Here is a 22822-nt window from a genome sequence, read left to right on the forward strand (position 1 = left end):
TTATTTCACTTTATCTGCAACATTCGTTAGTTTGGATAATGTGCTTTCAACGGCGACTATCTCACTGCGTTCTCGTGGCAGGACAGCTAACTCAAGCCCCATTAACTTAAAGTAAGCCTGCATGCTGTCTAATCTAGGATTGCCCATGTCATTTTCAATATCACTTACGACTTGTCTACTTAAACCGGTTAGTTTGCAAACATTAGTCTGTGACATTTGAAGAGCATCCACTCTAAGTGCTCTACCAACCTCACCCATCGTTTTAGTGCCAGCTAGCATATCACTCACTAGCTTTTCTTTAACTTCAAACCGATCAACATCAACTTTGCGTTTCATGGTAATAACTCCCACTTTTCCAAGGTGACTCGTAAATATGCAAAACCCATTACTGGCATATTTAAAATGCCATCAGGAACACCACGCTTTGCTAACCGCTCAGGTAAATCTACAAGTTTAACTGCTAGCTCGCATAGTTCATTTTTAAAGTAAGACGGATCACCGTAAGCAGATAATGAATCACACAAAGCTAACCAATTTATATTTCCTCCCTGTTGAAACTGATTGCTCCAATTTATTGTTCTTGAAATGCTTTCAGGATCGGCTTTCATTGGGGCAAAGTCGTAAATTGGCGCTAAATATATTTTGTTATCTTTTTTCAATACTGACGTATTTCGGCCATGATTATCTGAGTTACCAAACACTATATTTAAGAAATCACGTTTAAGGTATTCCGCAGCAAGCTCTGTTGCTGTCATTGTATTTATTACCGTAGTTAATTTTGCTAGTACATCTTCATGTTTAAGATAGCTACCAGATGCCGCGTTTACTAACGAATAGACAGATTCAACACCATAGCGATTAACCGTGCCTTCAACCATCTCCCTATCGAATCGGGGTAGCCAGAGTGAAGGGTTTCGAATCCCTTCATGTAATTCCATACCATTACTGCTTATGGTATTAAATCCAAGTGATGCCAACTCATGGTAATAATGATATTCAGTACGTAAAATATCCTTATCTATTTGCCCTTGATTACGTGGAAATTTAACTAAGTAATGCCGATCCGTTGTGTTGTCATTTTGTTCAGTATCTACCCAAACTTCATTCAAATCATTTTGTCTTAATAGCAGCTTAGGGGCGGCACCGCCAGCACCGGTTGCGCCACCTGATACTGCACCACGCTGACGTGCGTAATCTAGAAAGTCAGTATCTCGCTCAATAGCTTTATCTTTAACAAAGCGCATCTGAACTAATTGTCCCACTTGATCTTTTAGAGCATGTTCAATTGATTCCTTTATTCGCATATTACCTATTGGTGCAATCGTACCTAGCCTTAATAGCGCTACATCTTGCTCAGGTGTAGGGCTGTTTTGCATGTTAAGCATGTTTAACCATTGGTTTTGCGCATATCCCATTGGCATAATGTCCTCAAAAAGGGCAGGCCAACTTGAATATGTTTTAATGTCCATGAGATTTACAGCAGTTTCTGTTGTGAAGCTACGCGATCCTTTATCATCAAAATATTTTTTGGCATATTCTAACAAGGGCTTTAAAGATACTTTGCTGCGTTTACCTAGTTCAGGCGACTCAATGACAATATCAAATGCGTCATGCCACTGATTATCATTAAACAGCTGTAGGGTTAGTTTCATAGCTCACCTTGCAAAGAGTAATGTCTACTATAAAGTACATTCTATGCTATAAATATAAAGAGATGTCTAACATAGCGTACATATTGTTACGTTTCAATATAATCATGTCTAGTATAGTGTGCATTGCTTATTTGGTATCAATACGTCAATTATCATAGTCGGAGAAGTTCTGAGCGTGCTAATCCCGTACCATCACAGCTTTTATTTTAATTAGTTGGTCCTGAATTAACCGCTAATAATAAAACACACTTTTATATAGTCGGGATTTTTTAACACCAATGTTATTTAGTAGAAATAAAATTTCTAGATTTTGATACTGAAGATTTTAGTGAGATAGCGCACCCGCCGGATTACTCGGGCTATCCTGCCCTCGCCCTTCGGGCCAGCAGAGCTGTTCAAAAACGCTCCCAACGTTTTTGTACTCGGGCTATCCTGCCCTCGCCCTTCGGGCCAGCAGAGCTGTTCAAAAACGCTCCCAACGTTTTTGTACTCGGGCTATCCTGCCCTCGCCCTTCGGGCCAGCTGAAGCTGTTCCAAAATGTTCCTGACATTTTGGTCGAACGACGCGTTCTCACTGGGCTGGGGGCTAAAACACAAAAACCACCCTAAAGGTGGTTTTGATGTTTTATGGCGCACCCGCCGCGATTCGAACGCGGGACCTCTGCCTCCGGAGGGCAGCGCTCTATCCAGCTGAGCTACGGGTGCATATTCTGCTTTAACAGAAGCTGCGCATTATAGTCAGGCTTTGGCTGTAAGTCTATTGCTTAACTGTGCGTTTTTTCTGCAGTTAGATTTTTCGGCTTTGGTTTGCAACTTTTCAGGCTTACCGTTACAGTGATATTCGCCTCCATTTGGAAGATGCTTTTGAAATATATGCTGAATAAATTTATTTTGCCTGTTAGCCAATGGCTGTTGTTAATAGTTTTACTAGGCGCGCTTATATTTGCGACGGAAAAAGCAGTTCAACATCAGCAACAGTTAGCTCGCGGTGAACAGTTAAAGCATGAAATTGCTAGTGCAGATCCGATACGGTCTTTAATTGAGACAGAATTAAACACACCTTTGTATTTAAGCACTAGCCTTAGTGCTTATATTAAAGCGAATAAAGGTGAAGTTTCTGCTACTGAAATAAATTTATTACTGCAAGGTTTAATTAACCAAGCCCAGCATATTCGTAATATTGGCGTTGCCCCCAACAATACGCTGCTTTATTTATACCCGCTAAAAAATAACGCTAAAGCTTTAGGCCTGTATTATCCCGATCTTGAGAGTCAGTGGCCGGATATTCGCGATATTATTACTCAGCGCCAAGAGAAGTTAGTAGGACCGGTATCTTTAGTCCAAGGCGGTAATGCTTTTATTTATCGGATACCGGTATATTTAAGTGGCACCGATACTTATTGGGGCTTAATTAGCACCGTGGTGAATATTGACTCTATTTGGCAACTTGTCGCAGCCCGTGCAGCTGAGCAAGGCGTAGTAATTGCCGTTAGGCCAGCTATTAATGGCGACTATGCCGACCCGGCTTTTTATGGTGATAACAGTTTATTTTATGATACGAGTTTATTATTAGATATTGAGTTACGTGGCGCTAAGTGGCAACTTGCTGTGAGATCTATAACGCCTCCGACCGATTATAGCGGCATTATCCGCGCCCTTTGTTATTCTGCTAGTGGCTTAATTTTGCTGTTGTTGTTTTGGTTATTATTATCTAAGCAACATTTACGCAGCAGCATGCAACAGGTACAACGTAGTAAACAGTATTTACAGACCGTAATGGATAATGTTGGCGACGCCATTATCACCGCTGATTTTAACGGCGTTATAGAACAAGGCAATCTGCCTTGTTATAGTATTTTTGGTTATATTAAAGCGTCTTTGCCTGGCATGCACTGGTCTATTCTACTGGCAGAGCCAAGTTTAGCTGCGGAAATCATTCGGACTATTTCAGATCAAAAAACCGAATATGAAACCTTTGGCCAACGCTATGATGGTTCAACCTTTCCGCTGGCTATTCGGCTTAGCTCTATTACCTTACAGCAGCAACCACGACAGTTAATTGTATTGCGCGACTTATCTGAGTGGCATAAAACAGAACAATTAAAACAACAATTTATCTCTACTGTTAGTCATGAATTACGTACCCCTTTAACCTCTATCACCGGCGCACTGGGCCTTATAGTGGGTGGTGCATTAGGCAACTTAGCGCCAGCACAAGCCCGAGTTTTGCATTTGGCTCACAATAATAGTCAGCATCTTAGCCAATTAATTAGCGATTTATTAGATATGGAGCAACTAACTAACCAAAGCATGGTGTTTAATATTAAACCGGTAACGCTGTCTAATGTGTTAAAGCAATGCGCTGAGGGGGTTACCGCTAATTGGCAACAGAAAAATCAAACGATTAACATCGAAACACCTGATAAGTTAAAAGCGGTACAAGTATTAGCAGACAAGCAGCGTTTAGCCGATGTAATACTGCATTTACTGACTAATGCCTGTAAGTTTTCTCCGCCAGAAAGCAGCATTATTATTAAGGTGACGGCCGAGTTAACACGAGTGCGTATTACAGTTGCTGATAAAGGAAAAGGCGTAAACGAAGACTTTGTACCAAAACTGTTTGACCGCTTTACCCAGGCCGATAGCTCAGATACCAGAGATGATGCCGGCACAGGTTTAGGCTTGGCAATAAGTAAAGCCATGATCAGCCATATGCATGGCAGTATTGGCTATTTGCCGAATAAAGACCAAGGCAGCTGTTTTTATATCGAACTGCATTTACATGAGCCGCAATCTCATCAAGCAGATGAAACTTAGACAGTAGCTGTTTAAAAATTAGCTTGCTGATAATTGATGTATCGTCATGCTAAGCTGGAGTACACCAATACAGCTAAACGGCAGCATTTGTTTGATTTATTTTTTTCGATTAACCTGTCGATTTACCTTAGATGGCGCTAAAACAGCGACATCTGGTGCCTAAAACTGGCTTTTATCTTAATTTGCCTACAACTGGCTGCAAATTAGCTGATTAGTCAGTATATTCTGGCATATTAAATCATTAGCTGCGCAACCGCGCTTTGCTCACTTTTAACCACTAACAACAATAATAAACTTATTTAGGGGATACAATGCGTAAAACTCTTATTGCCTCTGCAGTAGGTATTGCTCTGGCACTAACCGCCTGTTCTGATAACACTGCACCGCAACAACAAACCACATCACAACAATCTGCAGCTGAAGCAGCCACAACTGCAGAAGTCACCTTGAGTAACCCATTAATGGAAAAAAGTAGCTTACAATACGAAGCGCCAAATTTTACTGATATAAAAGACTCGCACTTTTTGCCTGCTTTTGCCGAAGGTATGAAACAGCACATGACTGAAGTACTAGCCATTGCTAATAATCCGGCGCCAGCTACTTTTGAAAATACCTTAGTCGCATTAGAAAAAAGCGGTGAATTGCTAACCCGTACATCACGTGTTTTCTATAATCTTGCAGGGTCTAGCTCTAACCCTGAACGACGCGATATTCAATCTGAACTCGCGCCGGTACTTGCCGCTCACTCGGACGACATTAACTTAAATCCGCAATTATTCGCGCGGGTTAAAAGCCTATACGAGCAACGTAATGACCTTAAACTAGATGGTGAGTCGGTACGCTTAATTGAAGTGTATTACGAACGCTTTGTACGTGCTGGTGCTCAGCTAACTGAAGAGCAAAAAACCGCTATTCGGGCACTTAATGAAGAGCACTCTAAGCTCACTAACCAGTTCTCACAAAATTTACTGGCAGAAACAAAAAACATTTCGGTAATAGTGGATACTAAGGCAGAGCTAGACGGCTTATCTGATAGTCAGATCACGGCGGCTGCCGCTGCAGCAACAGAGGCTGGTCAAGATGGCAAATACTTGTTAAGTATTACTAATACCACGCGCCAGCCGGTATTAAGCCAGTTAAGTAACCGTGAATTGCGCAAGAAAGTATGGGAAGCCTCGGCCTACCGTAACCAAAGCGGTGAAACTGACAACCGCCCTATCGTATCTCGTTTAGCGCAGTTGCGTGCAGAGCGCGCTCGTCTGTTAGGGTTTGATAACTGGGCTACTTATGGCTTAGATTCACAAATGGCGAAAACGCCTCAGGCCGTATTCGATATGCTGGGCTCTATGGTACCGGCGGTAATTGCTAACACCAAGATCGAAGCCACTGCTATTGAGCAAATGATTAAAGAAAAAGGCGGCGACTTTGAATTACAGCCGTGGGATTGGGAATACTATGCTGAGTTTGTACGCCAAGCTAAATTCGATTTGGATGAAAACGAAGTAAGTCAGTATTTTGAATTTAACCGCGTATTAAACGATGGTGTGTTTTATACCTTTAAACGTTTGTACGGCGTAAGCTTTGAACCACGCCCTGATTTACCTACCTATCACCCAGACGTTAAAGCGTACGAGCTGTTTGATGTTGACGGCAGCAGTATTGCTATTTTTTATGCCGACTACTTTGCTCGTGAAGGTAAACGTGGCGGCGCTTGGATGAGCTCGTTTGTCGGTCAATCAAAACTAACGGGCCAAAAGCCTGTCGTTGTAAACGTAATGAACATTCCTAAAGCGCCAGCAGGCGAGCCTACGCTGGTAAGCTATGACAACGTAACCACGATGTTCCACGAGCTTGGCCATGGCTTACACGGCATGCTGTCTGACGTTAACTTCCCTAGCTTAGCGGGTACCTCTGTCTCGCGTGATTTTGTTGAGTTTCCGTCAACGTTTGAAGAAGACTGGGCGGCACACCCAGAAGTGATAGCTAACTATGCTAAGCACTATAAAAGCGGTGAGCCCATTCCAGCTGCCTTGCTAGAAAAAGTAATGAAGTCACGTAGCTTTAACCAAGGTTATGACACTTTAGAATATATGTCAGCCGCCTTATTAGACATGGAATGGCACTCAATAAGCGCTGACGAAGAATTACAAGACGTTAATGAGTTTGAAGCGGCGGCACTGAAAAAACACGGCGTTAATTTAGCCGCAGTACCACCACGTTATAAATCGACCTTCTTCTCGCACTCTATGGGCGGTGGCTATTCTGCCGGTTATTACGCTTATATGTGGAGTGAAATTTTAGCAGCCGATGCCTTTGCTTATGTGCAACAGCAAGGTGGTTTAAAACTAGAAAATGGTCAGAATTACCGTAAGCACATTTTATCTGTGGGTAACTCACGCGCGCCAATGGAATCGTACAAAGCATTCCGTGGCCAAGAGCCAACAACAGATGCATTGTTAATTCGCCGCGGTTTAAAAACCAAAGTAGATTAATTTTATTAGATAAAAAAAAGCCCTGATTAATCAGGGCTTTTTTTCTTTTTTCAACTCAGCACTGACAACTCAACATTCAACACTCAGTTAGCTACCTGCAACCTGCATTTGGCTGATCAATATCGAGCCAGTGTGCACGCCGCCACGACGGTCAACATCGCTACCTACGGCTTGAATTTGCATAAACATATCTTTTAAATTACCGGCAATGGTGACTTCTGATACTGGGAACTGTATTTCACCGTTCTCAACCCAGAAACCTGCCGCGCCGCGTGAGTAGTCGCCTGTTACGGTGTTAACGCCTTGGCCCATTAATTCGGTAACCAATAAGCCTTTGCCCATAGTACGGCATAGTTGGGCTAAGTCTTCATCACCATGTTGTATCAACCAGTTATGAATACCGCCAGCATGGCCAGTACTTGCCATACCTAATTTACGTGCCGAGTAGCTAGTGGTTAAGTAAGTATTTAACACACCTTGTTCAATAACGGCTAAATCGCGGGTTTTTACGCCTTCGCCATCAAACGGGCTAGACGCTAACGCTTGCTTTAAATGCGGTTGCTCTAAAATAGTAATGGTTGGCGACATTATTTGTTGGCCAACTTTGTCTAATAAAAAGCTCGATTTACGGTAAATACTGCCGCCACTAATAGCTGACACTAAATGGCCAAATAAGCTGCTGGCAATATCGGCTCTAAAAATTACCGGTACTTTTTGCGTAGCCACTTTACGGGCATTCAAACGGGCGATAGTTTCTATAGCCGCTTCACGACCCACTTGTTTAGGATCAAGCAATTTTTGGTACTGTCTAGCAACGGTAAAGCTATAATCGCGCTGCATATCATCGCCATCTTCGCCTATTACTACACAGCTAAAGCTATGGCGTGAACTTGGGTGCCCCACTAGTTGGCCATGGCTATTGCCATACACTTTTAAACCTTGATGCGACGAAAACGAGGCGCCTTCAGAGTTGGTTATACGCGGATCAACAGCAAAAGCTGCTTCTTCTGCGCCAGCACATAATCGAATGGCTTCTTCTGTGCTAATGCTATCGGGGTAGAATAAATCTAAATCGGGTGGCGACATTTCTAGCCAGCTAGCGTCAGCTACGCCGGTGTGCGGATCTTCCGAAGTATAACGGGCAATATCTGCAGCGGCTTCTACCGCACGGCGCAAGGCTTGTGGGCTTAAGTCTGCCGTTGAGGCCGAGCCTTTGCGCTGACCAAAATACAGGCTAATACCTAGGCCGCCGTCTTGATTAAATTCGACAGTTTCTACTTCACCATGGCGTGTTTCTACGCTTAAGCCTTTGGTTCGGCTCATGGAGGCTTCAGCTGTGCTAGCGCCTAATTGCTTGGCATGGCTTAATACTTCGGCCACAGCTTGTTTTACTTCATCTATTTCTTGCCAAATAGTCGGTTGGGTTACTTGCATAATTCATCTTAAGAAAATTATTTTCACTAAGTTTACCATAGTCTGGGTATGGTGACTGCTGTCGTGCGGCAGGATCATGTATACTTACCACAATATTTGCTAAAGCGAACTGAAAAAAATGACTGATTTTATAAATGGCGATACTTGGGATGAAGAAGAAGGTAAAAGTAAATCGCAAATTAAACGCGAAATGCATGCCTTACAAGATTTAGGTGAAGAGTTAGTAGCATTAAGCCCAGCGGCTCGGGCTAAGCTACCGTTAGATGAAGAGCTACTTGATGCATTAGAGCTGGCTGATAGGCTAAGCAAAAAGCGTGAAGCCTTACGCCGCCATATTCAATTTATTGGTCGCTTAATGCGTGATCGTGATTTAGCTGAATTAGAGCGAGGCTTAGCGGTGTTGCGCAATACTAATCAAGCGGCCACGCGGCAGTTTCATAGAATTGAGCAGTTACGTGACAGAATGCTTGAAGACAACGATGTGGTTACCGAGTTTATTGCCGAGCACCCTAGCGTGAACACACAGCAATTGCGCCAACTGATTCGTAATGCGAAGAAAGAACAAGAAAAACAGCAACCGCCAAAAGCGTACCGTGAGTTATTTCAATTAATTAAACCCTTAATTCTTGAAGATTAGCAGCGAGGATAGCTGATAGCTTTCAGTATTTAGGTCGCATCAGATTTACCCTCACCAACACGTCGTGAACCCATCCTTGGGGACTCGACTTAACCCGTCCAGGGCTTAGACGGTTGGTTTAGGGTATCTCTGTTGCTAGTTTAGCTAAACTGATTACTTAGCCGAGATTAAACTAACTAGCGGTTTTTATTAACAGACTTTAGTTAACCAGCCGTGCTTATCTGCCGTTTTACCCCATTGAATATCATTTAACGCTTGGCGCAGTGCATTCGTAGTTGGCCCTGCTTCGCCATTACCTACCGTATATTCTTTACCATCATGAATTAAGGTGCCAACCGGCGTTAATACCGCAGCTGTACCTGACAAGGCGGCTTCTGCACCTGGCTTTTGTGAGCGCTGTAACAATTCGTCTACGCTTAACGCGCGCTCGGATACAGTCATACCGCGATCACGTGCTATCGCCAGAATAGAGTTGCGGGTAATACCATGTAAAAACGAGCTATCTAACGACTTAGTAATAATCTCGTTGCCGTCGATTAAGATAAAGTTAGCAGCACCGGTTTCTTGCACGTCACCTGCTGGGCAGAATAATACTTGATCAGCTTGCACTGATTTACGCGCTTTTAATATTGGCTGTAAAGCACTGGCGTAGTTACCACCACTTTTTACCATACCCATATGTGACGCACAGCGAGTCTCGTCGGCTAATAACAAGCGTAATGGCTTGCTGCCACCTGAAAAGTAATCACCCACTGGCGACAGTAATATATACAGCATAGAAGCGCTACTTGGCGCTGCGGCTTTACCAATAGAGGCTTCAGTACCAATATGAGTAGGTCGAATATACATAGAGCCCGGTGGAAGCGGTACATCAGCGGCAAAACGCTTAACAATATCTACAATCATCTGCTTTAGCTGCTCAGCATTCACTGGCGGTAGCGATAATAATTCACTGCTTTGAATTAAACGGGCAATGTTTTGATCCATACGGAAGATATTGATCGAGCCATCTTCGTGCTTAAATGCCTTTAAGCCTTCAAAACAGGTACTTGAGTAATGCAGCACATGGGCACCTGGGTGCAAACTAATGCTGTCGGTTTTAACTATTTGAGCTGCACTCCACTGGCCTTGCTCATAACTGGCTAGGCTCATTTCAGGGGCAAATACGGTACCAAATGCTGACATGCTGCTATTCCTGTAATGGGTAATAAATAAATTTTATTAGGCTAATCTAAAACGGCGCATACTTAACTACTGCGTACCGCCTACTGTCATGGCGTCTAATTTTAAGGTTGGCTGGCCAACACCAACCGGTAAACTTTGACCTTGCTTACCACACACACCAACACCGCTATCTAGCGCTAAGTCGTTACCAACCATAGACACTTGCTGCATGGCTTCTGGGCCGCTACCAATTAAGGTTGCGCCTTTAATTGGCGTGGTAATTTTACCATTTTCAATTAAATATGCTTCTGAAGCTGAGAATACAAACTTGCCGGAAGTAATATCTACTTGGCCACCGCCAAAATTAGGCGCATAAATGCCTTTTTTCACGCTAGCAATAATTTCTGCCGGATCACTCTGGCCAGCTAACATATAGGTGTTGGTCATACGTGGCATAGGTAAATGGGCAAAAGACTCGCGACGGCCATTACCGGTAGCGGCAACACCCATCAACATAGCGTTATGCTTGTCTTGCATATAGCCTTTTAAAATGCCGTTTTCTATTAGCACATTGTGCTGGCTGGGTACGCCTTCATCATCGATATTTAATGAACCGCGACGATTAGCTAAAGTGCCATCATCAACAATAGTACACAGCTTAGATGTGACTTGCTCACCAATACGGCCCGCAAACGTAGACGAGCCTTTACGGTTGAAGTCGCCTTCTAAACCATGGCCAACGGCTTCGTGCAGTAATACCCCCGGCCAACCTGAACCTAATACCACCGGCATAGTGCCAGCAGGCGCATCTATAGCGGTTAAATTCACTTGCGCCATACGAACGGCTTCGCGTGCATATTGCTGCCAACGTGGTTGGCCATCTACTAACTCAGTAAAATAAGCATATTCGGTACGTCCACCGCCGCCGGCACCACCGCGCTCACGTCTATCACCCTGTTGTAATAACACAGAGCAGTTTAAGCGTACTAATGGCCGAGTATCACTAGCAAAGGTGCCGTCACTGGCGGCAACTAATATTTCTTCGTACACTGCGGTTATGCTTACCATTACTTGTTCAGCGCGGCTGTCTAAAGTACGAATGTACGCTTCAATTTGATGCAACAAAGCCACTTTCTCGGTATTTGATAAGCTTTGTAGCGGCTCGCACGGTAAGTAAATATTGCTATTACTGCTTTTACTAAAAGCTTTAACTTGGCCTTGTTGACCACTTGCGGCAATACCCCGTGCTGCCGTTGCCGCTTGTTTTAATGCTGCGGCATTAATAGTATCGGCATAAGCAAAGCCGGTTTTTTCACCGCTAATGGCGCGAACACCGACGCCACGCTCAATATTAAACGAGCCGTCTTTAACTAAGCCGTCTTCTAGTACCCACGATTCATGGACACTTGATTGAAAATATAAGTCAGCATAGTCCAGCTTATGCTCAAATAAATAGCCCAGCGTACGCTGTAAGTCGTTGGCATTAAGATCTGATGCGCTGATCAGGTTCTGCTCTACTGCAGTCATGGTTTAAGCTCACTGTTAAATCGGTTATGGCTGGCTACCGGCATGCGTTGTCGCACGCGGGTTATTTCTGCCAGATCTATTTCGCTGGAAATCCAGCCAGGCTCGGTGCCTGCATCTGCTAAAATGTCGCCCCAAGGGTCAATAATTAAGCTGTGGCCAAAGGTTTCTCGGCCATTCTCATGCACGCCAGTTTGATTAGGCGCGATTACAAAGCATTGATTTTCAATCGCTCTTGCTTTGAGTAAGGTATGCCAATGGGCTTGACCAGTGGTACGTGTAAACGCTGCTGGCACACTTAATACATTCATGCCTTTGGCGAGTAATGCCTGCGCCAACCCTGGGAAGCGCACATCATAACATATGCTAAGCCCTAGCCTTAACTGTTCCAGTTCAGCCAGCACAACTTTCTGTCCGGGCTTAGTGGTCGCAGACTCACGATAACTGCCAATATTATCGCCGACATCGACATCGAACAAATGCATTTTCTGATAATCAGCCACAATAGAACCATCGGGGGCAAACAGCACACTGGATGCAGCAAAGCGCTCTGGATCATCAGTGATGGTGGGCAAACTACCGGCTAACAGGTACACCGCGAACTGCTTAGCTAACGCGGCACAGCCTTGCATAATAACCCCTTCACCTAATGCCGCTTGATATTGCTTATTTAAACTGTCGCGACTACCAAAAATAGCAAAGCATTCCGGTAACACCACTAGGTGTTGCTCAGCTACGGGTAACTCAGCTAAATACCCGGCTACTTGGGCTAAATTATGCTCAGGAGAAGGCGTACTGGTTAATTGAATTGCACTTAAGCGCCATTTAGCCATGTGATTGTTGCTCCTGCGGTTGCTGTGACTGCAAATTAACGCTAGTGCCTGGCTCTAGTTCTGGCTTTGTTTCAGGCAGATGTTCGGGCTTATATTCAGGTTTATGATCTGGTTGATGATCAGACTGATGCTCGGGCTTAGCGATGCGCACTGGCACCGGTACTTCAGTACTGTGCCGGTTAACCTCGGTAACAATAGGATCTTCAATAGTGCCGGTTATAGTAAAGTTAATTTTCGAAATTACTTCAGCACTTTGAAATACTTCATCTAGCGCCAGCGCAGCTAACCCTGTTGCGGGGTTGACCATCCAAGCAATGATAATTGGTAAACTGGAAGTCACTTTAGGCGCAAAAGACATTTGATAGTCCAGCTTGCTGCTGACTAAATCAGCATAACCTTGAATCGCTAAGTTGCCCGGCACGCCATCTATTGCAGCATTACTGGTTTGTGCCACCCCTTTAGTTAGCGCTAGATTGCCGGTCATTTTGTTATAAAAGAAGCCTTTAGAAAATACATCACGAAAATCTAAGCGCAGTTTTCGTAATAATGAATCTAAACTAAAAATTGAAAATAACCGAGAACCTTTATCACTCACTTCAGTGAGTGAGCCCTCACCTAACTTATAGTCTACTTCACCATTTAGTGCGGCTAATGCAAATTGATTCGGTGCGGCTGGCCAGTTCAGGTTAAAATTAATGTCGGCACTGCTGCCGGAAATTGCCGAGGTTAGTTGGAATTCATCTAATAAGCCACCAAAGTTAGGGCTAGTTAAACCGCCGCTAAACTGGCTAATGCCATTGCCACTACCTTCATTAGAGACACTGTTATTGCCGCGCTGCCACGAGCCGGTTAAATCTAATTGGTGCTTTTTATAGCGCGCCGTCAAGCTATCTAATTGCCAGCTGTTGGCGTCACTATGCGCTTGCGCATTAACTTCGCCAAAACGATACGAACCAATAGAGCAATCAGCACACTTAACGCTTATCGGAGGTAATTGTAATAACCACAATTGTGGCTCTAGCACATTTTGCTTAGCGTTAGCTAATATGGCGATTTCGGCCTCGGTCATTGCCCGCAGTGGCCAGGGTAACCTTAAATAATCTAGCTCAGCGTTAATGCCTTGTTGCTGCCAGTCTTTATGAAAGCGCCAGCGGCTAGCCACTTCGATTGCATTAAGCTGCAACTGCCATTGTTCGGCAAATTGGTTAACTTCAAATACGCTATTATTTAAAGTGATATCGCCAGGGAGTTGCAGTTGACCTATTTTGCCCCGAATGTAACTTAAATAAGGCAACATGGCGGGTTCATCGCTGGTTTCAACATCGAGTTGTTGTTGAATAAGCTCGAACCAACTCAGAAAGTCGGCCTGGGCTAAATTAATACTGATCGTAAAATCATCTGTGGGGATAACTTCATCTTGCGGCCCAAGTACTAAGTGCGCACGTTTAAAGTTATGCTGCAGTCTGTCTATATCGGCATGTAAATATAAGTTACTGGCATAATTTAGCGCCAATTTGCTATCGGCGTCATGTTCATTACCATACACAGTGACACTTAACTCGCGGCTTTCTGCAGCCGTTTTGTTATAAGGTTCCGGTAACAATAATTCGGTATTAGCTAAGTCGCTATTAAGCTGAGCATGATAACTAAAGCCGGTATCGGCTAAACTCAATGCTAGCTGCAATTGCCAAGCACTCGTGCCCTCGACTAAGGGCTCTGCAGCTGGATACAAGGCTAAAGCCAGTTGCTTTGCTTGCTGCTGGCCATTCAGGCGTAACGATAACTGATAACCAGCATCGGTATCTTTGCCATTTAAGTTGGCTAGAATAGGCAAGCCCCGCCACTGTAATTGCAGCTTATTGGCAGTAATTATATCATTGTCAAATGACAACTCGCCTGTGAGTTGTTCAATGATCATTTCGGGTGCTTGTAACCCTAAGCTGGCTTGGTTGAATGCAATATTACCCGAAGCGACAACCTCAGCATGATCTAAACCAATTTGTAAATTCACATCCCCACTAACTAACCCTGAGGCACCTAAATGCTGTAAAGTTGCGCCCAAACTATTAGCTAATGGTGATTGCTGCATTAATGCTGTTACGGCGCCAGCTGGTACTTGACGCTGAATATGAATGTCTAAATGCTCGGCATGAAATAAGTCTGTAATGCCAGCGCTAACGCCTTGCTCTACGTCAATATCCAGTAACTTACCGCTTTTTGACGTGATCAGCATTGCCTCATTTTCAAACCATAATTCTACTGCTAACTCGGTTAATTGTGGCCAGTCGGGTTGGAAGGCGAACACACCTTGCTTAAGGTCGGCTTGCACTTGAAACACACCTTGCTGCTGGGAAAAAGGAAACTCGCTGGCGATGCCATGCCACAGCACCGTCGCTTGTTCAAGTTCACCAGCTTTAATAGCTTCAGTCAGATAGCTTGCTACTGTCTCAGGCATATAACGGGTTGGAAAATAATGCTTAGCTTTAGCCGCATCTAAGTGGCGTAATTGCGCTAACATTTTTAATTCACCGTCAAATTGAATAGCAGCATCAATTTGTAAGTCGTCATTTTGTAATGCTAACGCTGGCATAATCAATTGCCAGTGCTGTTGCGGCGCGTAGTGTAAGTAAGCAGTAGCATCTAAACTAATGTAGTTGGTTGGCTTAGCAAATAAACCGGCCCATTCTAAGCGGCCATCGGTGCCTTGTAGGCTAATTTTAGCTAGCTCAGAATCAAACACAAAGCTGCCTTGAATATCGTTAACACCAGGAATATCTTGCACTGCACTACTAGCCAATTGGCTAAACTCACCTGAGCCTTGCCATAGACCTTGGCTCAACTGCCAGTTCAGATGCTGTAAGTAGCCAGACGGCTGATACCTAACGAGTTGCTGTAACAGTTGAATATCTTCTGCAAACAAATTTGCTAATGGCGTGATGGCATCTAATTGAAATTGATTAATACCGCCTTGCCAAAGCTCATCTTGCTTTTGCAGCGAAAAACTAATTTCTGGCCAGGTTTGTTGTTGATCCGATAAGGTTAAATAACCAGAAGCTAATGACCAACCGTCGGCAATAGGTTGCCATAATAATTGCCCTGCCCCCAATTGCAAAAACTGTGGGCCGCCACGCTGCCAAGCTAAGCTATTTTCTGCTAATTCTATTTGTAAGCGTTGCAAAGTACCTTGTTTTACCGCACCCCAAGCTTGAAAATTTACTTTAGCGTAATCTAGTTTTTGCGTGGTGGGGACTAAGCGGCGAAACCATGGCAGTACGTCTAGCTTATCGCTTTGTAAATACAGTTGCCCCTGTGCTTTGGCCCATGATTCACCATGCAAATCTAATATAAACGATACGGTATTATTAGTGACACCGGCCACAGATAACTCGCCATTACCTTGGTGCCGTTTATCATGGTTTGCCCAGTCTAACTGGCTAATGTTTACCACGACATCGTCACTGCTATCATCTTGTAAGATAAATTGGCTATCGACGACTGAAAAATAGGTTAATTGATGAAAAAACAATTGCTCAAGCGCGGTTAATATTGGGGTGTCGCTTAAATCAGTGGTATTTTCAACACTAAATAAGCTATCGGCATCAACATAGTATTTTAAGCGGCTAAGCTCAAAGTGCTGCGCGGTAAGTTTAAAACTGGTTAAGCTGCGCCAAAAGTCTAATCGAACGCGGGTTTCACCAATATAGAGTTGGGTTTGCCCCTGATGCTCTAAGCGTAAATCTTTAACCAATAACGCCGGACCAAACTTTTGCCAGCCGGCACTTAATTCTCCAATTTTCACTTCAGCTGAATATTTCTCAGCAATAAATTGCTCGAGTTGCAGCTTATAATTATCTGCATATGGCAAGCTATAGCGTAAAACAGAAATTACTACCGCCAACAACACTACACTGATAGCTAACGCCAACCAGAGCTTATGTAAGCAGAAGAAAGAAAACTGTTTTATTTTAGACACTACATCATCACCACATCAAATTGCTCTTGGCTATACAGCGGTTCAGTATGGATACTAATTTGCTTGCCAATAAATACCTGTAATTCTGCTAAGTTATGAAACTCGTCATTGGTTAGTGCATCTTTCACTGCCGGTGATACATAAACCACAAACTTATCTGCAGCATAAGCCCGATTAACGCGGACTATTTCACGTAGCACTTCAAAGCACACGGTTTCAACGGTTTTTAAACTGCCACGACCTTCACATACCGGACATTCTGAGCAAAGTATATGCTCTAAACTTTCTCGGGTACGTTTTCGGGTCATTTCAACTAAGCCTAACGCAGAAAAGCCATGAATGTTAGTTCTGGCCCGATCTCGTGCTAGCGCCAGTTCTAAGCTATGAAACACCCGTTTTTGATGCTCGGTACTTTGCATATCAATAAAGTCGATAATAATAATACCGCCTAAATTTCGTAAGCGTAATTGCCGAGCAATAGCCTGAGTTGCTTCGGCATTAGTATTAAAAATAGTATCTTCTAAATTGCGATGGCCAACAAAAGCACCGGTATTAATATCAATCGTGGTCATGGCTTCTGTTTGATCGATAATTAGGTAGCCGCCACTTTTAAGCGTGACTTTACGCTCTAATGCCCGTTGAATTTCATTTTCAACATCAAACATATCAAATATGGGCCGCTCGCCTGGATAATACTCCAGCAAAGGTGAGATATGCGGCATAAACTCTTCGCAAAAAGCGGTAAGCTGCTGGTAGGTTATTTTAGAATCGACTCTTACGCGTTCTAAATCAGCGCCAACAAAGTCACGTAAAATGCGATAGGCTAGGGTTAGGTCTTCGTAAACCACACCTTCTTTACGGGTCTTTTGTTTTCTTTTGATAATTTTTGCCCAAAGCTTTTTTAAAAAGCGGGCATCTTGAGCCAGTTCTTCTTCTTTAGCACCTTCAGCAGCCGTGCGGACAATAAAACCACCGCTGTCATCATTAAATTGGCTAACAATGTCTTTTAAACGCGTGCGCTCTTCATCACTTTCTAAGCGTTGTGAAACACCAACATGAGCTGAGCCAGGCATAAAAACTAAGTAGCGCGACGGTATGGTAATATCAGTGGTTAAACGTGCACCTTTAGTACCTAGCGGATCTTTCACCACTTGAACCAGTAAATATTGGCCTTCATGTACCAGCACCCGAATATCTTTGCTGGTTGCGGTTCTGTTATCAAGATCAGCTAAATTGTCAGGCTGCACGATATCTGAGGCATGTAAAAATGCGGCTTTATCTAAACCGATATTAACAAAAGCGGCTTGCATACCCGGTAACACACGGCTGACTTTGCCAACGTAGATATTACCGACTAATCCGAGTTTTGCTTGGCGTTCAATATGCAGCTCTTGTAAAACGCCATTTTCAATTAACGCTACCCGGGTTTCGCTTGGTGTCACGTTTAGCAATAATTCTGCGCTCATACCTGCTCCTGCCATCGTTGTAATAAACGTTCTGTTTGACACAAGGGTAAGCCAACTACCGCGCTATAGCTGCCATTAATTCGTTCGACGAAACGGCCAGCTAAGCCTTGAATACCGTATCCTCCCGCTTTATCTTGAGGTTCGCCACTTTGCCAATAATGCAATATTTCAGCGGGGTTTAATAATCGGAAATGTACTTCTGTTTGCACTAGCGTACTTAAGCTGCGCTGACTGTCTACTAAGGCAACAGCCGTCATCACTTGATGCACACTACCCGACAGCATGGCCATCATGCGCTGAAAGTCAGCAAAGTCGGTTGGTTTGCCTAAAATTTGTTGTTGCACCACCACGATGGTATCCGAGCCTAAGGTTGGTAACTCTGCGCTTAATCGGGCTAAGCCAGCTTGCGCTTTGGCTAACGCCAAACGCTGGACATAATCTGCCGGTATTTCATCAGTATAAGGGGTTTCATCAATATTGGCTGCGATAAGCTGAAACTCAACACCGAGCTGAGTTAATAGTTCACGTCGCCGAGGAGAAGCCGAGGCAAGTGCTATTTTTGGATACATGTTTGGTTGCATTACTGGATCTTTAATTGACGACGATAACGCCTTAATAGCCAGAATAACCAAGGCCACGCTAACATACCAGTTAACACTGGCCATAAATATTCAGCTAAAAAATATACGCCGACTAAAAAGTGACTTAACCAAAATAAAAACAAGTGATAAAAGGCTAATAATATACTCAATAATAGTGCTTGCTGAATAACTGAAAAGTTGCGTATTTTTAGGTAATTAGAGGCCACTATATAAATTACGACTGAATACGTTAAAGCATTGACGCCTAATACGGTGCCCACTAACACATCTACCATAAAGCCAAACACGAAGGCCGTACCTATACTGACCCGATGCGGCATCGCTAGTGTCCAATACATTAATACCAGCAAGGTCCAATCTGGACGAGCTAGCTTAACCACTTGTGGCAGCGGCATGACGGTAAGTATTAAGGCAATAAATAGCGATAAGTAAACGAAGCCAATTCCTTGTGCTTTACGCATCGGGCTGCTCCTGTAGTGGTACTGGCAAGGCTATGGGCAAAGTTACTGCCGGAATAGCAGACAATAACAACACATGCCGCACCCGATCTAGCTGAGCAAAAGGCTCGGCATACACCAACATAAACGGCTGACTGGCATCTTGGTTAATTCTAATCACTTTAGCTACCGGATATCCCTCGGGAAATACACCATCTAAGCCAGAAGACAATAAACGGTCTCCTTCACGAATATCAGTACTGTGAGGTAAATGTACTACACGCAGTTGGTCCCACTGGCCAAGGCCTTCGACTACAGCACGCACGCCGGTGCGCTCGGCACGTACTGCAATGGCATGAGTATTATCAGAAATTAACAGTGCTCTGCTCGTATTGGGGCCAACACTCACAATTTGCCCTACAATACCTTTTTCATCAATAATGGCTTGCTGCTCGGTCACGCCATCGCTGCGGCCTTTATTTAACACCACTTGATGACTAAACGGATGACTATAAACGGCTAAAACTTCTGCAATTAAATGCTGGCCATCTTTAGACGGCGAAGCGCCCAATAACGCCCGTAATTTAGTGTTTTCTTGTTGCAGGTAATTTAGTAATTGCAGCTGGCCACTCTGTTGCAAAAGCTTCTGCTTTAAACGGCCGTTTTCTTCTAATAACGCATGTTGCGACATAAATTGCTCTGAGGCACCCGAAAATAAGGTCTCAGGTAAGCTGGCAATATAAAATAATGGGCTGGCTGCAGCAGTAAGATAGCTGCGCAGTTGGGTGGAGCTATCGGTGTAGCGATCAACAAACATTAAACCTACGCTACATAGCACTGCTAAAAATAAGCGTAGGAATAATGACGGGCCTCGACGATACATAGTATTCATTTATATAAAATATTCATGATGTAAGGTATTCATTTAGCAAGGCCGCGCAGTGCCATTCCCATTAATCATAACTGAATACATCACCACCATGCATATCAATCATTTCTAATGCTTTACCGCCGCCGCGTGCAACACAGGTAAGTGGATCATCTGCGATCACAACTGGAATACCGGTTTCTTCCATTAGTAAGCGGTCTAAATCACGTAATAAAGCACCACCACCGGTTAATACCATACCGCGCTCAGAAATATCTGACGCTAATTCTGGTGGCGATTGCTCTAAAGCCACCATTACTGCGCTAACAATGCCAGCTAGAGGTTCTTGTAACGCTTCCAGTATTTCATTACTGGTTAACGTGAAACTACGTGGCACACCTTCGGCTAGGTTTCTACCGCGCACTTCAATTTCTAGTACGTCATCACTTGGGTAAGCCGAACCGATTTCGGTTTTAATTCTCTCAGCCGTGGCTTCACCAATTAAAATACCGTAATTGCGACGAATATAACTGACGATTGAATCGTCAAATTTATCACCACCAATACGTACGGAAGAAGAGTACACCACACCATTTAAAGAGATAATGGCAACTTCTGTAGTACCACCGCCGATATCAACTACCATACAGCCCGTTGCTTCTGATACCGGTAAACCGGCACCGATAGCAGCAGCCATAGGCTCGTCAATTAAATACACTTCACGTGCACCAGCACCTTGTGCAGACTCACGAATAGCGCGGCGCTCAACCTGGGTAGAGCCGCAAGGCACACAGACTAGTACCCGAGGGCTAGGACGCAAAAAGCTATTGCTGTGCGCTTGGCGAATAAAATGCTGTAACATTTTTTCGGTGATATAAAAGTCGGCGATAACACCGTCTTTCATTGGCCGTATGGCCTTGATGTTACCCGGTGTACGGCCAAGCATGCGTTTAGCGGCATGACCTACTGCGGCGACGCTTTTCGGGCCACCTGCTCGTTCTTGCCGAATAGCAACTACTGAAGGTTCGTTCAGCACTATGCCTTGGTCTTTGACATAAATAAGTGTGTTCGCAGTACCAAGGTCAATGGATAAGTCGTTTGAAAATAGGCCACGCAATTTATTAAACATGAAAAAACCGGATCCTTATAAAGCTGAATTTTGCACTGCTACGTTTGACAATGCGCCAGCATTTAGCACATTAACGAATATGTCGTTTATTCTATGTAACTCTATGGCTAGTGAATAGCCTTATCTTGCATTTTTATGAAATTAATCTGGCTTTAACAATTATTAATGCTTATTAACCCAAGGCTCTCGCTCAACATCGGTTATGAGCTCTCTCAACATCGAGGACAGCGGTTAGGCCACAGTAAATCAAAAAAGTTCGCACCAATAATTTTGCTGTGAATTATAGGCATCGAGTACAGCACACTGTCATTTAGTCTAAGAATGACGCTATACTCTTTAATTCTATATACCTAGTAATGAAAACTATAAAATGCTCGATGATTGTACGTTATTTACCATTAAAAAACCGTCGTGGCAGCAAGTAAAACATCCTATTCTTATAAAAAATAATATAGATCTCTGGCTCTGCCATCTGCAAACTAGACCCGCTCAGCTTTCAGGTAATAAATGGCTAAAGCTGAAACACCATATTGCTAAAGTTAAGGCTGAGCATAAACACGGTATCGTTACCTTTGGTGGTGCATTTTCGAATCATATAGCCGCAGTTGCCGCTGCATGTGCCCAGCTTGGTTTAAAAAGTCTAACTTATTTAAGAGCTGATAGCGTAGATCTAAACAATCCAACCATCCAATTTTGTTTACAACACGGCATGCGTTTTCATTTATTAAATCGAGCAGAATACCGTTTACGCAATGATGACACATTTTGCCAAGTTATTACGAACTCACACCCTGAATTATTATTAGTAGCCGAAGGTGGCTCTTCTAGCGAAGGAGCAAAAGGCGTAGCAGAGCTTAATTTAACAGATACGCCAAATGGTAAGGCAAGTTTAGTCGCATTAGCCACGGCTAGTGGTGGTACATTAGCCGGCGTTATTACCGCAAATAAAAGCCAAGTACTAGGTATAGCCGCAGTCAAAGATTCTTCTATTGCGGATCGAGTTAAACAATTGTTACCTCAGGAAGTTAACGCGACAAGTTGGTCTATTAATATGGATTATACTGATGCTGGTTATGCTAAATTTAGCCCTGAACTATTAGCTTTTTGTCGAGAAATGGCGAGTTATAATGTTCATGTAGAGCCGATATATAGCGGTAAAGCCTTATATGGATTATTTAAGTTGATCGAACAAGGCCAGCTAAACAAACATAAGCGGATTTGTTTTTTTCATACCGGTGGCTTACAAGGTTTGGATGGCTTGTTATACCGTAATTTAATTAGTGCTAATGACTATAAAATCTTAATGGGTGGCTAAATCTATTCCCATTTAAACAATATTAAAGCCTCGCTTTGTAAGCGAGACTTTATTAAACCTATGAGTTACCTATTCTTTATCTGCAATGTTTTTTAAATTGTCATTTATTTTAAATAGTACAATAAGCAATTCACACCAGATCCGCACACCGATGCAACCAAACACAATTATCACCAACGACTGCCAAAAACCAGCAAAACCGGTAAACATAGTACCCAGTCCACTAATAATTACTGATATTAGTAATAACCAATATACAACGGTAATTATCTTAGGTGTCAGCATCGAGTTAAAAAAGAATACGTCTTTCATTGTAAGTCCCTTACATTTTTAATAGTTTTAAATAGTTCAAAGTTAACTATCAGCACCACATTAGGACACAAAGATCGAGTTGGCAATTCTATTTTATTAATATCCATGTAATTATTTAACAGAATTTTTATTTAGATTTGCTAGCGATCTATTTGCATTGGGAGCCT

Annotated in this window: 17 protein-coding genes and 1 tRNA gene; 4 read left to right on the top strand and 14 right to left on the bottom strand. The window is 43.4% G+C overall.

The genetic code is table 11. From position 1 onward, the window contains the following. From BI198_RS15755 to BI198_RS15765, 3 genes are all read right to left on the bottom strand, one after another. Positions 1-336, bottom strand: coding sequence for a helix-turn-helix domain-containing protein (locus BI198_RS15755; RefSeq protein WP_070050486.1), 336 nt, complete (start codon positions 334-336; stop codon positions 1-3). Next, positions 333-1652, bottom strand: coding sequence for a type II toxin-antitoxin system HipA family toxin (locus BI198_RS15760; protein WP_070050487.1), 1320 nt, complete (start codon positions 1650-1652; stop codon positions 333-335). The genes BI198_RS15755 and BI198_RS15760 overlap by 4 nt, the downstream gene beginning before the upstream one ends. A gap of 628 nt (positions 1653-2280) precedes the next feature. Then, positions 2281-2357, bottom strand: a tRNA-Arg gene (locus BI198_RS15765). Positions 2358-2525: 168 nt separating this feature from the next. Between BI198_RS15765 and BI198_RS15770 the strand changes: the two genes are divergently transcribed. Together BI198_RS15770 and BI198_RS15775 are read left to right on the top strand one after the other, a co-directional pair. Continuing rightward, complete coding sequence (locus tag BI198_RS15770) at positions 2526-4469, top strand: sensor histidine kinase (RefSeq protein ID WP_070050989.1); 1944 nt, start codon at positions 2526-2528, stop codon at positions 4467-4469. A 311-nt stretch (positions 4470-4780) separates the two neighbouring features. Then, entirely contained in the window at positions 4781-6961 is a 2181-nt protein-coding gene (locus tag BI198_RS15775; protein ID WP_070050489.1) for a M3 family metallopeptidase, read from the top strand. An 87-nt stretch (positions 6962-7048) separates the two neighbouring features. Here BI198_RS15775 and pmbA read toward each other — a convergent pair whose 3' ends face one another. Beyond that, positions 7049-8395 carry a metalloprotease PmbA gene (pmbA, locus tag BI198_RS15780; protein ID WP_070050490.1) on the bottom strand — a complete coding sequence of 449 codons (1347 nt, stop codon included), beginning with the start codon at positions 8393-8395 and terminating at the stop codon, positions 7049-7051. A gap of 118 nt (positions 8396-8513) precedes the next feature. Here pmbA and yjgA point away from each other — a divergent pair, with 118 nt between their 5' ends. After that, complete coding sequence (gene yjgA, locus BI198_RS15785) at positions 8514-9032, top strand: ribosome biogenesis factor YjgA (RefSeq protein ID WP_070050492.1); 519 nt, start codon at positions 8514-8516, stop codon at positions 9030-9032. A 189-nt stretch (positions 9033-9221) separates the two neighbouring features. Here the strand turns inward: yjgA and BI198_RS15790 are convergent, their stop codons facing one another. From BI198_RS15790 to BI198_RS15830, 9 genes are all read right to left on the bottom strand, one after another. After that, entirely contained in the window at positions 9222-10217 is a 996-nt protein-coding gene (locus tag BI198_RS15790; protein WP_070050494.1) for a branched-chain amino acid aminotransferase, read from the bottom strand. A 66-nt stretch (positions 10218-10283) separates the two neighbouring features. Further along, positions 10284-11723: a metalloprotease TldD gene (gene tldD / locus BI198_RS15795; RefSeq protein WP_070050496.1), complete on the bottom strand. Its 1440-nt coding sequence runs from the start codon at positions 11721-11723 to the stop codon at positions 10284-10286. After that, the gene (locus BI198_RS15800; protein WP_070050498.1) at positions 11720-12553 is read right to left on the bottom strand and encodes a carbon-nitrogen hydrolase family protein; all 834 of its coding nucleotides are present in this window, start codon (positions 12551-12553) and stop codon (positions 11720-11722) included. Before BI198_RS15800 ends, tldD begins: the two co-directional genes overlap by 4 nt. Beyond that, a complete protein-coding gene (locus tag BI198_RS15805; protein ID WP_070050500.1) occupies positions 12546-16526 on the bottom strand; it encodes a YhdP family protein in 3981 nt (1326 codons plus the stop codon). Before BI198_RS15805 ends, BI198_RS15800 begins: the two co-directional genes overlap by 8 nt. Further along, a complete protein-coding gene (gene rng / locus BI198_RS15810; RefSeq protein WP_070050502.1) occupies positions 16526-17992 on the bottom strand; it encodes a ribonuclease G in 1467 nt (488 codons plus the stop codon). The genes BI198_RS15805 and rng overlap by 1 nt, the downstream gene beginning before the upstream one ends. Continuing rightward, positions 17989-18573, bottom strand: a complete 585-nt coding sequence (locus BI198_RS15815) for a Maf family protein (protein ID WP_235605363.1) — start codon at positions 18571-18573, stop codon at positions 17989-17991. Before BI198_RS15815 ends, rng begins: the two co-directional genes overlap by 4 nt. After that, complete coding sequence (gene mreD / locus BI198_RS15820; protein ID WP_070050504.1) at positions 18573-19055, bottom strand: rod shape-determining protein MreD; 483 nt, start codon at positions 19053-19055, stop codon at positions 18573-18575. Before mreD ends, BI198_RS15815 begins: the two co-directional genes overlap by 1 nt. Further along, positions 19048-19923, bottom strand: coding sequence for a rod shape-determining protein MreC (mreC, locus tag BI198_RS15825; protein ID WP_070050505.1), 876 nt, complete (start codon positions 19921-19923; stop codon positions 19048-19050). The genes mreD and mreC overlap by 8 nt, the downstream gene beginning before the upstream one ends. 61 nt (positions 19924-19984) lie before the next feature. Further along, positions 19985-21028, bottom strand: coding sequence for a rod shape-determining protein (locus BI198_RS15830; protein WP_070050507.1), 1044 nt, complete (start codon positions 21026-21028; stop codon positions 19985-19987). Between the two features lie 370 nt (positions 21029-21398). Here BI198_RS15830 and BI198_RS15835 point away from each other — a divergent pair, with 370 nt between their 5' ends. Further along, a complete protein-coding gene (locus BI198_RS15835; protein WP_070050508.1) occupies positions 21399-22343 on the top strand; it encodes a 1-aminocyclopropane-1-carboxylate deaminase/D-cysteine desulfhydrase in 945 nt (314 codons plus the stop codon). Between the two features lie 69 nt (positions 22344-22412). Here the strand turns inward: BI198_RS15835 and BI198_RS15840 are convergent, their stop codons facing one another. Further along, on the bottom strand, positions 22413-22655 hold the full coding sequence (locus BI198_RS15840; protein WP_070050510.1) for a DUF4282 domain-containing protein: 243 nt from the start codon (positions 22653-22655) through the stop codon (positions 22413-22415). Positions 22656-22822 lie beyond the last annotated feature (167 nt).

It is taken from the genome of Rheinheimera salexigens, from assembly GCF_001752395.1.
In the GTDB taxonomy this organism is placed as follows: domain Bacteria; phylum Pseudomonadota; class Gammaproteobacteria; order Enterobacterales; family Alteromonadaceae; genus Alishewanella; species Alishewanella salexigens.